This window comes from Allobosea rubneri, from assembly GCF_032464875.1.
Lineage (GTDB): Bacteria > Pseudomonadota > Alphaproteobacteria > Rhizobiales > Beijerinckiaceae > Allobosea > Allobosea rubneri.
In genome coordinates, this window is sequence record NZ_JAWDID010000035.1 from 26239 (window position 1) to 39899 (window position 13661).

General features: G+C 67.9%; 11 protein-coding genes. 3 read left to right on the plus strand and 8 right to left on the minus strand.

All coding sequences use genetic code 11. The features are described 5' to 3' along the window. Positions 1-9 precede the first annotated feature (9 nt). The 4 genes from RKE40_RS20020 to RKE40_RS20035 all read right to left on the minus strand — a co-directional run bounded on the left by RKE40_RS20020 (position 10) and on the right by RKE40_RS20035 (position 4318). Complete coding sequence (locus RKE40_RS20020; RefSeq protein ID WP_316019978.1) at positions 10-1218, minus strand: acetyl-CoA C-acetyltransferase; 1209 nt, start codon at positions 1216-1218, stop codon at positions 10-12. A 55-nt stretch (positions 1219-1273) separates the two neighbouring features. Beyond that, on the minus strand, positions 1274-1750 hold the full coding sequence (locus RKE40_RS20025) for a hypothetical protein (RefSeq protein ID WP_316019979.1): 477 nt from the start codon (positions 1748-1750) through the stop codon (positions 1274-1276). A gap of 47 nt (positions 1751-1797) precedes the next feature. Then, positions 1798-3594 (minus strand): acyl-CoA dehydrogenase C-terminal domain-containing protein, encoded by a 1797-nt coding sequence (locus RKE40_RS20030; RefSeq protein ID WP_316019980.1) that lies wholly within the window; start codon positions 3592-3594, stop codon positions 1798-1800. A gap of 259 nt (positions 3595-3853) precedes the next feature. Continuing rightward, on the minus strand, positions 3854-4318 hold the full coding sequence (locus RKE40_RS20035) for a MerR family transcriptional regulator (RefSeq protein ID WP_316019981.1): 465 nt from the start codon (positions 4316-4318) through the stop codon (positions 3854-3856). A gap of 369 nt (positions 4319-4687) precedes the next feature. Between RKE40_RS20035 and RKE40_RS20040 the strand changes: the two genes are divergently transcribed. The 3 genes from RKE40_RS20040 to RKE40_RS20050 all read left to right on the plus strand — a co-directional run bounded on the left by RKE40_RS20040 (position 4688) and on the right by RKE40_RS20050 (position 10025). Beyond that, the gene (locus tag RKE40_RS20040) at positions 4688-8191 is read left to right on the plus strand and encodes a hypothetical protein (RefSeq protein WP_316019982.1); all 3504 of its coding nucleotides are present in this window, start codon (positions 4688-4690) and stop codon (positions 8189-8191) included. A gap of 137 nt (positions 8192-8328) precedes the next feature. Then, entirely contained in the window at positions 8329-9258 is a 930-nt protein-coding gene (locus tag RKE40_RS20045; RefSeq protein ID WP_316019983.1) for a sulfite exporter TauE/SafE family protein, read from the plus strand. Beyond that, entirely contained in the window at positions 9255-10025 is a 771-nt protein-coding gene (locus RKE40_RS20050; protein WP_316019984.1) for a TIGR02186 family protein, read from the plus strand. Before RKE40_RS20045 ends, RKE40_RS20050 begins: the two co-directional genes overlap by 4 nt. Before the next feature lie 59 nt (positions 10026-10084). Here RKE40_RS20050 and RKE40_RS20055 read toward each other — a convergent pair whose 3' ends face one another. The 4 genes from RKE40_RS20055 to fdh3B form a co-directional block, all read right to left on the minus strand. Beyond that, on the minus strand, positions 10085-11338 hold the full coding sequence (locus tag RKE40_RS20055) for a molybdopterin molybdotransferase MoeA (RefSeq protein ID WP_316019985.1): 1254 nt from the start codon (positions 11336-11338) through the stop codon (positions 10085-10087). A gap of 1 nt (position 11339) precedes the next feature. Beyond that, positions 11340-11870, minus strand: coding sequence for a molybdopterin-guanine dinucleotide biosynthesis protein B (gene mobB / locus RKE40_RS20060; RefSeq protein WP_316019986.1), 531 nt, complete (start codon positions 11868-11870; stop codon positions 11340-11342). A gap of 90 nt (positions 11871-11960) precedes the next feature. Next, positions 11961-12968: a formate dehydrogenase subunit gamma gene (locus tag RKE40_RS20065; protein WP_316019987.1), complete on the minus strand. Its 1008-nt coding sequence runs from the start codon at positions 12966-12968 to the stop codon at positions 11961-11963. An 86-nt stretch (positions 12969-13054) separates the two neighbouring features. Next, positions 13055-13651 (minus strand): formate dehydrogenase FDH3 subunit beta, encoded by a 597-nt coding sequence (fdh3B, locus tag RKE40_RS20070; protein WP_066467986.1) that lies wholly within the window; start codon positions 13649-13651, stop codon positions 13055-13057. Positions 13652-13661 lie beyond the last annotated feature (10 nt).

The following is a 13661-nucleotide window of genomic DNA, read 5'->3' on the forward strand; positions in this document are numbered from 1 at the left end:
CTTCTCTCCTCAAACGCGCTCGATGATGGTGGCGACGCCCATGCCGACGGCGACGCAGAGCGTGACCAGGGCGGTCTGCTTGTCGGTGCGCTCGAGCTCGTCGAGCACGGTTCCGAGGATCATCGCGCCGGTGGCGCCGAGCGGATGACCCATGGCGATGGCGCCGCCATTGACGTTGAGCACGGCGTCGTCGATGTCGAAGGCCTGCTGATAGCGCAGCACGACCGAGGAGAAGGCCTCGTTCAGCTCGAACAGGTCGATGTCCTTCGGCGTCATGCCGGCCTTCTTCAGGACGAGCTCGGTGACGTCGACCGGACCGGTCAGCATCAGCGCGAGGTCGGAGCCGGTGGTGGCGAAAGCCTTGATGCGGGCGCGGGGCTTCAGGCCAGCGGACTTGCCCGCCCGCTTCGAGCCGACCAGCACGGCAGCGGCGCCGTCGACGATGCCCGAGGAGTTGCCGGCATGGTGGACGTGGTTGACGAACTCGACATCCGGATGCGCTGCAGTCGCAACCGCGTCGAAGCCGCCCATCTCGCCCATCTGGACGAAGGAGGCCTTCAGCGCGGCGAGCGCCTGCATGTCGGTGTTCGGGCGGATGGTCTCGTCGCGGTCGAGGATGACGAGGCCGTTGACGTCGGTGACCGGGATCACCGAATTCTTGAAGCGCCCCTCCTCCCAGGCCTTTGCGGCGCGCTTGTGCGAGCGCACGGCGTAGGCGTCGACATCGTCTCGCGAGAAGCCGTACTTGGTCGCGATCAGATCGGCCGAGACGCCCTGCGGCATGAAATAGGTGTCGATGGCGACGGAGGGGTCGACCGCGATGCCGAAGCCCGAGGCGCCCATGCCGATGCGGGACATGCTCTCGACGCCGCCGCCGATCGCCATCTCCTTCTGGCCGGACATGACCTGCGCCGCGGCGAGGTTCACCGCGTCGAGGCCCGAGGCGCAGAAGCGGTTGATCTGCACGCCCGGCACTTCCTTGCCGTAGCCGGCCTTCAGCGCAACCGTGCGTGCGATGTCGGCGCCGGCCTCGCCGACCGGGTCGACGCAGCCGAAGACGACGTCCTCGACCAGCTTCGGATCGAGCTTGTTGCGCTCCTTGATGGCGCGCAGGGTCTGCGTGCCGAGCTCGATCGCGGTCACTTCATGGAGCGAACCGTCGGCCTTGCCCTTGCCGCGCGGCGTCCGGACGTGATCGTAGATGAAAGCATCAGCCATTTCATTCCTCCAGAGCCAAGGTCGCGCCAAGGCATATTCAAGAACGTCCACGACGCTAGTTTGCGTGGGACTTGCCGATTAGGTCGACCTCCGCCCGGTTCGACCGCCATTCGTAGTCCCTCGGCAAATCTCTTGCCTGCATAAAGGCCTGGAAGATATCGATCACGTCTTCCAGGAAAAGTACCTCGTTGGTCCTACAATCCACCTTGAACCCGTTCGTCTTGACGGAGGTCTCGGTAGCGGCGCCGTCATGGCGATGACCTGCAATGAGATGGTCATAATCATAAGGCGATACGACTCGGTCGTCATGCGATCTCGCGTAAATCCTACGCTCGACACAGTACCTCTTATCGTTAGCCTCGGGATCGTAACCGCCCACCACTTGCACGTAATCACCGAAGTCCCCGATCTCGGCGAGGCAAGCGAAGCCAGTCCCATCGGCGGGATCGAGCTCGAAAAGCAGATACAAGGTATCGTCTAGGTTCGGGCTGCTCACCGTGCCGCAATCCTCCCCAGACAAGACCAGCTTCAACGCGGCAGGCCGATCCTTAGTGGGCATGGCCATAGCACACCCTGCAATCAGAACTGCTCGGCGCTCAGCGCCATTGTGGCGTCGGAGCCGGAGGTGATGCGGGCGAGGTGCGCCGCGGTCTCCGGCAGCGAGCGCTCCATGAAGAAGCGGGCGGTGACGAGCTTGGCGTTCATGAGCTCGGTCGCACCATTGGCGCCGGCCCTGAGCTTGTCCTGCGCGACCTTGGCCATCTTCGCCCACATATAGCCGAGGCAGACCAGGCCGAGCAGGTGCATGTAGTCATGCGCTCCGGCGCCGGCATTGTCGGGCTTGGCGAGCGCGTTGTTCATGAACCACATCGTGGCCTGCTGAAGATGGCCGAGCGAGGCGGCAAGCGGGGCGAGCAGCGGCTTCAGCGCCTCGTCGCCCTCGTTCTCCTTCACGAAGGCGCCGACCTCGTTGAAGAAGGCCATGATGGCGCGCCCCCCGTCGCGGCCGAGCTTGCGGCCGACGAGGTCCATGGCCTGAACGCCGTTGGCGCCTTCATAGATCATGGCGATGCGGGCATCGCGCACGAACTGCTCCATGCCGTGCTCGGCGATGTAGCCGTGGCCGCCATACATCTGCTGGGCCTTCACGGCGTTGTCGAAGCCGATATCGGTGAGCACGCCCTTCAGCACCGGGGTCATCAGGCCGAGCTGGTCGTCGGCCGCCTGGCGCTCGGCGGCATCGGTCGAGCGGTGGGCGACGTCCGACTTGATCGCGTTCCAGAGCACGAAGGCGCGAGCGGCCTCATTGAAGGCCTTGATCGACATTAGCGTGCGGCGCACGTCCGGATGGACGATGATCGGATCGGCGGCCTTGTCGGGGTTCTTGACGCCGGTCAGGGAGCGGCCCTGCAGGCGGTCCTTGGCGTAGGCGACGGCGTTCTGATAGGCGACCTCGGACTGGGCCAGGCCCTGGATCGCGACGCCGAGGCGGGCCTCGTTCATCATCACGAACATGGCGTTGAGGCCCTTGTTCTCGGTGCCGATCAGCCAGCCCTGCGCGCCGTCATAGTTCATCACGCAGGTCGAATTGGCGTGGATGCCCATCTTGTGCTCGATCGAGCCGCAGGAGACCTTGTTGTTCTCCCCGACCTTGCCGTCCGCGCCGATCGCATTGCGCGGCACGACGAAGAGCGAGATGCCCTTGACGCCGGCCGGCGCGCCCTCGATCCGGGCGAGCACGAGGTGGATGATGTTCTCGGTGATGTCCTGCTCGCCGGCCGAGATGAAAATCTTGGTGCCGGTGATCGCGTAGGAACCGTCGCCATTCGGCACGGCCTTGGCCTTGATCAGGCCGAGATCGGTGCCGCAATGCGGCTCGGTCAGGTTCATCGTGCCCGACCAGGCGCCCTCGATCATCTTCGGCAGATAGGCGCGCTTCTGCTCGTCGGAGCCATGGACATAGAGCGCCGCGATCGCGCCCATGGTCAGGCCAGGATACATGGCGAAGGCCATGTTGGCGGCCGAGGCGTACTCGTTCATCACCGCGCCGAGCGTGTACGGCAGGCCCTGCCCACCATATTCCGGATCCATGGCGAGGCCGATCCAGCCGCCCTCGGAATAGGCGCGATAGGCTTCCTTGAAGCCCTTCGGCGTCGTCACCGAACCATCGGCGTTGCGCTTGCAGCCTTCCTGGTCGCCGGAATGGTTCAGCGGCTGGAGCACCTCCTCGCAGAGCTTGGCACCTTCGCCGAGCACGGCCTCGACCAGGTCCGGCGTCGCGTCGGCGAAGCCCGGCAGATTGTTGTAGCGCTCGAACTGGAAGACGTCGTTCAGGAGGAACAGCGTGTCCTCAACGGGGGCCTTGTAGACCGGCATCTCATCCTCCCTGCAAGATGGTCGCATTCTGGCGAGGCAGCCTGCCGGCTCAAGATGGCGGCGGCGCCCCGAGATAGTTCATATATAAACTATTATGCCGTCCCTTGCCAAGGGGGAGCCCGGGATTTTTAGGCCGAAGGCTAGCTCGCAGGGCGCAGGCTATCCAGCTTCACACGACCGGCAAACGAAAAACGCCCCGGACCCTGGGGTCCGAGGCGTCACAACGATGGCTGGCGGCCAATGGCCGCAGCGCGGCAGATCAGGCGCCGAGGCGGGCGAGCGTGCCTTCGAGCTCCGCGATCGCAGCCTCGATCTCGGTGCGCTGGGTGCGCAGCAGCTCGAGCTGCTCGGCGATCTGGGTGCGGGTGAGCTGCAGGCCGCCGACGGAGGCCGACTTCTCCTCGCCCTCGCTGCCCTTGCTCTCCTCATTGGCGAGCATGGCGCGAATCTCGACGAGGGTGAAGCCGAGCTGCTTGCCCTTGAGAATCAAAGCGAGGCGGGCGCGATCGCGGCCGGAATAGATCCGGGTCATGCCGGAGCGGGCCGGCGAGAGCAGGCCACGCGATTCATAGAAGCGCAGCGTGCGCAGGGTTACGCCGAAATCGCGGGCGAGGTCGCTGATGGTGAAGCCGCCGGCAGCGTCGTTGGACGCCTCGTTGGCGGGAATCGGGTTACGGCCGTCATGAACTGAAGCGGCCGCCAGAGCGGAGCTTTGGCGCGACATATGTGATCCTCGAAGGACGTTTTGGGGCAACGGCGCTGAGGCGGCTGCGATGGCTGCAGCGATCCGTATTGCGGCGGGACATAAGGCGCAACACTCCCTTACGTCAGGTAATTTCCCCCTCTCCGTAGGTAAGTTACCGTTACGTAGACCGCCCAGGCGGCCTTTTTCGGGGGCTGTTTCCAGAAAATTAACCTCCGTGGCCGGTTTCTTAACCGTCCGTTTACCGTGACTGCGAAAAGTCGGTAGCGCGACCATGACGAATGCCCGCGGCAACCGGACATTCACGTTTCATGGTGTCGCGAAGGGAAGCTGCGGCGCAGGGGGCTGCGCATCCCGGAGTGAGGACCGGCCCCGTAGGCGAGCGTGACAATGGCGACTAGCCTGCCCTGGAGCGTGAAGGGCGTTGACCCGCGTACCCGCGACGCGGCAAAGGCCGCTGCGCGCCGCGCGGGCATGACGCTCGGCGAATGGCTCGACAACAAGATCCGGGACGAGGCCGAGAGCGACGCAGCCCCGCCGCCCCAGACCGAACAGCTCGACATTGCCGCGCTCTCGGAGCGCCTCGCCAGGCTCTCGCAGGGCGAGATGCAGACCGCCAGCACGCCCGCGCCCGCTCCCGCGCCGAAAGCAGCACCCGAGCTGTCGCGCGAGCGGATCGACGCCTTCATCACCCAGGCCGCGATGGCCGAGCGCCTGACGCGCGACACCGGCACCAAGACCGCCGGCGCCCTCGATTCGATCGCCAAATGGATCGAGAAGACCGAAAACCGGCTGTCGATGGGCGAGCGCGCCACCGCCGAACGACAGGAGCGCGCCACCAACGTCATCGCCGACGCGATCAAGACGATGGGCGAGCGCATCGCGGAGATCGAACGCAAGACGGCGGAAGCTAGCCGCAAGGCCGCCGCTCCGACGCCGCCGCCGGCTGCCCAGGCGCGCCCCTTCCTCACCCGCGACGGGCTGGCAGCGGCTGTTTCCGACATCCGCTCTCGCCAGCGCACGCTCGACGGCGAACCGGACGCGCCTGCGACCCATGAGCGCAGCAATCATGACCGCGGCAATGCGGCGCAGACGCTCGCCGGCCTGCGCGAGGATCTGCGCCATCTCAGCGCCCGCATCGCGCCGGCCCAGCCCGTCGTCTCGCCTGCCGCCCGAATCGAGGAGCAGCGCGCCGCCTTCCAGCCGCTCGAACGTGCGATCGGCGATCTCGGCTCGCGCCTCGAGCGGCTCGACGGCCGCGACCGGCTCGCCCCCGTCCTGAAGCCGCTGGCGCGGATCGAGGCGGAGATCACGCGCCTGTCGGACAACCGCTCGCAGGACGGCCTCAGCCGCTTCGAGCTCGAGATCGCGCATCTCGCCGCAAAGGTCGACGCTCTCGTCGCCCGCGGCGGCGATCGCGCCGCGATCGCGCCTGTGCTGCGCGAGATCGCTGAGCTGCGCGACCTGATGTCCGCCGGCACCGACGGCCGGCGCCTCGACGACCTCTCGCAACAGCTCTCCTCCCTCTCCTCCGAGATCGGCCGCCTGCGCGACGCGCAGCCGGACGGGCGCGAACTCCGCAATCTCTCGCTCGCCATCGAGGATGTGCGCGACACCCTGCTGAGCGACCGCTCGCGTGAGCGGTCCGGCGACAATGCGCCCCTGCTCGCGCTCTCGCGCCAGGTCGAGTCGCTGGCGCAGAAGATCGAGACGCTGCCCTCGATGAAGGCCTCGGTCATCGACGGCCAGGTCAACCAGCTCATCGCCCGACTCGACGAGCTCGATGCCATGGGCCGTCCGGCTTCGAACGAGCTCTCGGGCCGCATCGAAGCGCTGGTGATCCGGCTGGAGAGCCTCGCGGATCGCTCCGCGAATCCGCTCGACGAGCGTATCGACGCGCTTCAGCACCAGCTCGAGACCATCGCCCGCCAGGGCCCGTCCAATGTCGAGAAGCAGATCGAGGCCCTCGCCGGCCGGATCGACGCGCTCGCGGCGTCCAGCAGCCTCGCCCGCATCGTCGACGATGGCGGCGTGCCGGTGGCCCAGGTCGACATGCGGCCGGTCGAGGACATGCTGCGTCAGCTCGCCGGCAAGATCGACGAAGCCGGACGCCCCGGCGCCGGTTCGGACTCCTTCGATGCGCTCGAGCAGCAGATCGCGGGTCTGGCCCACCGGCTCGACGAGGCGGCTGCGACCCGCTCGGCCGAGACCGGCATCGAGCGGACCCTGCAGGACCTCGTGGTCCATCTGCAGTCGATGCGCGAGGACACCGCCGCCGCCGCGGAGCGCGCTGCCCGAGCAGCGATGGCGGACATCGCGCCGACGCGCGGGGCTGGCTTCGCTGAGCTCAGCAACCTGGTCACGGGCCTGCGCGACACGCATGTTTCCTCGGGCCGCCAGACCCAGGATGCGATCGGCGCCGTCCATCAGACCCTTGAGACGGTGATCGCCAGGCTGGCGAGCCTCGAAGCCGAGCTCGGCGGCGAACGTGGCCAGGGCGCGCGCAGCGTGCCGCCGCTGCCGCCGCGCGCCCGGACCATCGACACGGCGACCATGCCGCCTGCCACCCAGCTCGGCGCCAAGACCGAAGAGCGGCTCGTCGCCTCGCGCGGGCCTGCAGCCGCCTTCGACGTGCCGCTCGAGCCGGGCTCCGGTCGCCCGCGTGTCGAGGCGAGCACGGCTCCGAGCGACCAGCAATCGGTCCGCCAGAGCCTGATCGCGGCGGCACGGCGCTCGGCCAAGGCTGCCTCGGAAGCGGCAAACGCCGCCCCCGTCGTGACGCCCGAGCCGGCCAAGCCCGGCAAGTCCGCCCCGACGGGCGGGCGCCTCAAGGAGATCATGGAGAAGCGCCGCCGGCCTCTGCTGCTCGGTCTGGCCGCAGTCATCCTCGCCATGGGCGCCGCCCATGTCCTGTCCGGCCCGCCGGCGAGCGATGCCAAGAAGCAGGTCGCCAACGCGTCTGCGCAGATCACGCCGCCCCCCGCGGCTGCAGAAAAGGACAGCGTCGAGACGACCGCATCGGCGGCGCCGAGCAAGGACCAGAACGCCATCCTGGCGCCGATCCAGCTCGGCACCACCCAGGCTCTGGCCGCGCCGCAGACGGGCCCGGCTCCGCAGGCGGAAGCCAGCGCCGCGCCCGCACCGATGGTCGCGGCACTGCCGCCCGCCACCGCCGCCGAGCCGCCCGAGAGCGTGACCGGCCTCAACGAGATCCCGGCCACGCTCGGAACGAGCGGCATGCGCAAGGCGGCACAGTCCGGCGATGCCCGGGCCGTCTACGAGCTCGCGGCCCTGGCGGTCGACAAGCCCGGCGCCGGCCGCGACCCGAAGCTCGCGCTGCACCTGTTCGAGCGGGCCGCGGTCGCGGGGCTGGCTCCGGCACAGTTCCGCCTCGGCAACATGTTCGAGAAGGGCATCGGCACGAGCCGCGACGCCTCGCTCGCCCGGCTCTGGTATTCGCGTGCCGCCGAGCGCGGCAACGCCAAGGCGATGCACAATCTCGCCGTGCTCTATGCCGAGGGCGCCAACGGCAAGCCCGATTATGCGACCGCGACGGAGTGGTTCCGCCGTGCCGCCGAGTTCGGGGTCCGCGACAGCCAGTACAACCTCGCAGTCCTGCTCGGGCGCGGGCTCGGCGCTCCGGCCGATCTCGGCCTGTCCTATCGCTGGTTCGCAATCGCGGCGGCGCAGGGCGACGAGGATGCCGGCCGCAAGCGCGACGAAGTCGCCGGCCGCCTGTCCGCAGCCGACCTTGCCACCGCCAAGGCAGCGGTCGAGGCCTGGAAGCCGAAGCCTCTGGAGGCGCTCGCCAACGAGGTCGCAGCCCCCGCCAAGGGCTGGGAAGACACCCCGGCAGCAGCAGCCAGGAAGCCGGCCAAGCCGACACGCGGCTGATGCGCGCGCAAAAGAAGCGCGGCTCGGCGAGCGAAATCTTCTCAGAGCAAAGCAATCTGAAAGGGATTTTGCTCTAGCGTCACCGTTTCGACGCCTTCGCATGGGAAGCGTCGCGCCGGCTGACAGGGTTGAGAAGGGTGCAGATTTATCTTCCGATCGCAGAGTTGCCGATCAGTATCCTGCTCGTTCTGGGCCTGAGCGGCGCGGTTGGCTTCATTTCCGGGTTGTTCGGCGTCGGCGGCGGCTTCCTGCTGACACCGCTGCTGATCTTTCTCGACATCCCGCCGGCCGTGGCGGTCGCGACTGTGGCGGCCCAGGTCGCCGGATCGTCGATGACCGGTGTGCTGACCTATTGGCGACGAAACGCGCTCGATCTGAAGCTAGGCAGCGTCCTAGTCGGCGGTGGTATCGTCGGCACGATTCTCGGCGTTCTGTTCTTCAACTCGATGCGCCGCCTCGGCCAGCTCGAGCTCGTCATCACCCTGGCCTATGTCACGCTCTTCACCTGCATCGGCGGCCTGATGCTGTTCGATGCGGTGCGTGCCGCACTGCGTGACCGGCAGGGCAAGCCCGCCCGCCTGCGCAGGCGGGCCGGCATGCACCCGGCCTGGATGGGCCTGCCATGGCGCATGCGCTTCTACCGCTCGCAGCTCTATGCCAGCGTAATCCCGATCGCGGGGCTGGCGATCGTGATCGGCTTCATCGGCGCCGTGCTCGGCGTCGGCGGCGGCTTCATCCTGGTCCCGGCGCTGCTCTATTTCTTCCGGGTGCCGCCCGCCGTCGTGGTCGGCACCTCGCTGTTCCAGATCCTCATCACAATGACCGGCGCCACGGTGCTGCATGCCGTCACCAACCAGTCGGTCGACATCGTGCTGGCGATCCTGCTGCTGATCGGCGGCGTGATCGGCGCACAATTCGGCGGACGGGCAGCGCGCAACCTCAATGTCGGTTCGTTCCGGCTGCTGCTGGCCCTGCTGATCCTCTCGGTCGGGCTGCGCTTCGCCATCGAGCTCTTCCTGCCGCCGACCGAGCCCTTCTCGGTGGTCATACCGGAGAGCGCGCGATGAGCTGGCTCCGCAACGCGCTGCTCGCGGCGGGGCTCGCGCTCGCCGCCGGTCAGCCGGCAAAGGCAGAGACGCTGATCGCGGCGCTGTCGACACACCAGATCGCCATCACCTCGAACTATACCGGCGACCAGCTCACGGTCTTCGGCCTGGTCGAGCGCGAGGGGCGTACCGCCGGCCGCGCCGACCCCTACGACATCGTCGTCACCGTGCGCGGCCCGCCGCGAATGCTGATCGTGCGCGAGAAGGAAAGGGTCGGTCCGCTCTGGGTCAACCGCCAGCAGCGCCGTTTCCCCGAACGTCCGGTCTTTCTGACGGTCTCGACCAACCGGCCGATCTCCGAAATCCTGTCGGAAGAGGCCGCACGGCGCGAGCGTGTCGGACTTGCCAACGCGCAGAGAACGCCGGCCACCAACGTGTTCGAGTTCGGGATCGGCCCGTATCGCGATGCGCTGATCCGCATCATGGAGGACAAGGGGCTCTACGCCGAGAACGAACGCGGCGTCACCTTCCTCTCGCCGACGCTGTTCAGCGCCCCGATCAACGTGCCCGCCACCGCGCCGACCGGCTCCTACGAGATCGAGATCGTGCTCTATGCGGGCGGAGCGGCGTTGGCGCGCCAGACCACCAACTTCGAGGTGGTCAAGACCGGGATGGAACAGAGCCTGGCCTCGGCGGCGCATGAGCGGCCGCTGCTCTACGGTCTCGCGACGGCCGCGCTCGCTTTGCTCTTCGGCTGGCTGGCGACGACGATCTTCCGCCGCGACTGAGCCGGTGCGCATGCCAGCGCCACACAGCGGCGCGGGCATGCCGGCAGGACGGGCCAGTCTCAAACGGTCAGGAGATCATAGGCGAAGAAAGGCGCTATCGCTCCCGGCGCCAACGAGGTCAGTTCCTCGGCTAGTTCCACCAGACCGTCGGTCTCGGTCAGCGAGGTCAAAATACCGGCGCCATCGCGCGGGTGCTTGCTGGCGACCGCAATGCCGTCGGCGCCCGGCGCCAGCGAGACGCGGACATATTCGCGCCGGCCGGCCTTCTTGCGATAGGGGAAGTCCAGCCTGACCGGCAGGGCTTGCGGGCGCGCTGGCGTCGTACCGGCGAGCAGCGCGATGACCGCCCGGGCGACGAAGGCGAAGGTGACGAAGACAGCGACGGGGTTACCCGGCAGGCCGAGGAAAGGCTTGCCGTCGATCAGTCCCATTGCGACCGGGCGGCCTGGCTTGATGCCGATGCGCCAGAAGGCGAGTTCGCCAACCTGCGTGACCGCCGTCTTGACGTGGTCCTCCTCGCCGGTGGAGACGCCGCCCGAGGTCAAGATCAGGTCGCAATCGCGCGCCGCGGCGCGCAAGCGCTGGCCGAGGCTCGAAGGCTCGTCCCTGAGGATGCCGAGATCGATGACCTCGGCCCCGGCTCGGGCCACCAGCGCCCGCAGCACGCTGCGATTGGCGTCATAGATTCCGGCCGGCGGTAGCGGGGTGCCGGGCTCGTTCAGTTCGTCGCCGGTCGAAAACACCGCGACCCGGACACGGCGGCGCACCGCGACCTCAGTGAGGCCGAGAGCGGCGAGCAGGCCGAGATCCTGCGGGCGCAGCCGGCGGCCGGCAGCCAGAACCGGTGCGCCTGTGGCGACGTCCTCGCCGGCCGGGCGGGCGTTGGCGCCTAGCTTCAGCCCGGCTGGGAGGCGCACGAAGCCCTCCTCCACCGCGACGTCCTCCTGCATGAAGACGGTGTCCGCGCCGGCGGGCATAGGCGCGCCGGTGAAGACGCGAACCGCGAAGCCGGCGACGATGAGACCGGCGGCGTCGGCTCCTGCCGCGACCCGGCCCGAGAGCGGCAGCCGAGTATCACCGGACGGAGCGAGATCGGCGAAGCGCACCGCATAGCCATCGACCGCAGAGTTGGCGAAGGGCGGCAGGTCGCGGGGCGCCGCGACATCGGCGGCCAGCACGCGGCCGTCGGCCCGCTCGAGCGGAACGGTCTCGATCCCAGAGACGGGGCTGATGCGTTCAGCAGCGAGCGCGGCCGCCTGCTCGATCGTCATCAACGGCCCGAAGACCTTGGCGTCCTCGCTAAGCTGCGCCATCTCAGGCCTCCTCGCGCGCCCGCTCCAGCACCTCAGCCAATGGCTGGGCGCGGGCGAACAGAAGATCGGCGATCGCCGGGATATCGTCGAGCCCGAGCACGGGCCGGCCGGCCTGCGGGAAGGGCGTGTCGCTCGCCACCGCGACGATGCTGGCGTCCTGCGGATGCAGCGGCGGCTTGCCGTTCGCGACCCGATAGACTTCGAGCTTGGCGTGCGGATCGCGCTTGAAGCCCTCGACGATGACGAGGTCGACCGGCGAGAGCCGGGCGAGCAATTCGGGCAGCTTGGCCTCCGGCTCGTCCCGCAATTCGTGGAGCAGCGCCCAGCGCCTTGCCGAGGAGATCAAGACCTCCGAGGCGCCGGCCTCGCGATGGGCCCAGGAATCCTTGCCCGGCGTGTCGAGGTCGAAGGCGTGGTGGGCGTGCTTGATCGTCGATACGGCGATGCCGCGATTGGCGAATTCCGGGATCAGCCGGGTGAGAAGGGTCGTCTTGCCGGCTCCGCTCCAGCCCGCCAGCCCGATCACGCGCATCGACAACGACATCCCCAAAACAGAACCGGGCGCGAAACGCGCCCGGCTGTCATCCTGCGGATCACCCTTGCGGGTCAAGCGCGCCGATTGTCACTCCGCCGGCTGCAGGGTGGCGCCGGGCGCCCGGCCCTTCTCGATTTCCTCGGCGACCCAGAGCGCATGATGCTCCTTCGCCCAGTTGAGATCGACCTCGCCCGAGCCCATCGCGTCGAACGCGCCTTCCATGCCGATCGAGCCGATATAGATGTGCGCCAGCATCACCGCGATCATCAGCACGGAGACGACGCCATGGACGACGTTCCAGAACTGCATGTCGAGCACGCCGCCCGAGAAGCTCGGATACAGCAGGTAGATGCCGGAGACCGAGAGCGCCGCGCCGCCGAGCACCACCGCCCAGAAGATCCCCTTCTGGCCGCCATTGAAGCGCCGCGCCGGCGGCGCATGGCCCTTGCCGATCAGGCCGCCGCCCGCCGCGAACCAGCGCAGATCGCCGAGGTTCGGGATGTTGTCCTTGATCCAGACCAGGAACATCAGCGCGACGCCGAGCATGAACGGCCAGGCCAGGAAATTATGCGACCATTTGGCCGCCACCGAGAGATTGGTGAAGGCCTGCGGCCCGATCAGCGGCAGCAGCAGCGCCTTGCCGAAGGTGACGTTCAGCCCCGACAGCGCCAGGATGATGAAGCAGCCGGCGGTGAGCCAGTGCATGAAGCGCTCGAAGCCGTTGAAGCGCGTGATCGTCTGGCCGGAAGGGCCGGCCTCGATCCTGATCCGGCCGCGGAACAGGTAGAACGCGGTCAGCACGACCAGCATGCCGAGCACTGCAACGGCGCCGATGCGGGTCATGGTGCCCTGATGGAAGGCACGCCAGTCACGCCCGGCCGGACGCTCCAGCGTGGCGGCCCTGGTGTCCGGGATGGTGATCCGGCCGCGCAGTTCCGCGGACGGATTCTGCTTCAGCGCGTCGAGGAACTGCTGTTCCCGGACGGAATTGGCGGTCGGGTTGACCTGCTGGGCGCTGGCGGGAGCCGCGACGGCGAGCGCCAACGCGAGCAGAAGCCCGCTGAGCAGGAAGCGGAGATGAGCACCGAACGACATTGCGGCGTCCTTTCGCGAAGGCGGAGCAGAACTGAGGGGGAACGCACCCGACCTTTCCGGCCGTGGCACGCCCCTCCCCCCAGAAGTCAGATGGCGATGGTTTCCCGATAGGCGGTCTGCCATCCCCAGGCGCCGGAACCGTAGCCGCGCTTGACCACACGCTCCTTGTAAATCTGCGCGATGATCTCGCCGTCACCGGCGAGCAGCGCCTTGGTCGAGCACATTTCGGCGCAGAGCGGCAGCTTGCCCTCGGCCAGACGGTTCGAGCCGTATTTCTGGAACTCGGCCGGCGAGAGATCGGCTTCCGGGCCGCCGGCGCAATAGGTGCACTTGTCCATCTTGCCGCGCGAACCGAAGTTGCTGAGCTTCGGATATTGCGGCGCGCCGAACGGGCAGGCGTAGAAGCAATAGCCGCAGCCGATGCAGAGATCCTTGTTGTGCAGCACCACGGCATCCGCCGTGGTGTAGAAGCAGTCGACGGGGCAGACCGCGGCGCAAGGTGCGTCGGTGCAATGCATGCAGGCCATCGAGACCGATCGCTCACCCGGCTTGCCGTCATTGATGGTGACGACGCGCCGGCGGTTGATGCCCCAGGGCACGTCGTTCTCGTTCTTGCAGGCGGTGACGCAAGCGTTGCACTCGATGCAGCGATCGGCGTCGCAGAGGAATTTCATCCGGGCCATGGTTCAGTGC